We start from the raw sequence: 231 nt of genomic DNA, 5'->3' as shown, positions 1-231 counted from the left end.
AGGGGTTTAAGGTAGAGGGGGAGAAAGAGTTGAGGGTAGGTGAAGGTGTAGTAAGGGGATTAGAATTGAAAGAGGAAGAGGGAGAGGTGGTGGGGAAGGGGCTTGGGTGGAAGTGGGTGATTAGGGATTGGAAGGATGTAGGTGGGGGTGAGGAAGTGAGGTTGAAGGTGTGGGTGCTGGTGTAATTCGAGGGGTGGGTTAATGTGAGTTGAATGAATTGGTGATGGGGTG

General features: G+C 51.5%; 1 pseudogene. It reads left to right on the top strand.

The features are described 5' to 3' along the window. Nucleotides 1-185 (top strand): annotated as a pseudogene (locus tag FS628_RS31790) (hypothetical protein); the annotation flags it as partial. Nucleotides 186-231 lie beyond the last annotated feature (46 nt).

The sequence above is a fragment of the Paenibacillus xylanexedens genome (assembly GCF_007676705.1).
GTDB classification, from domain to species: domain Bacteria; phylum Bacillota; class Bacilli; order Paenibacillales; family Paenibacillaceae; genus Paenibacillus; species Paenibacillus xylanexedens_C.
The sequence above is the reverse complement of the archived record's forward strand: the minus strand, read 5'-3'. Positions and strand labels throughout refer to the sequence as shown.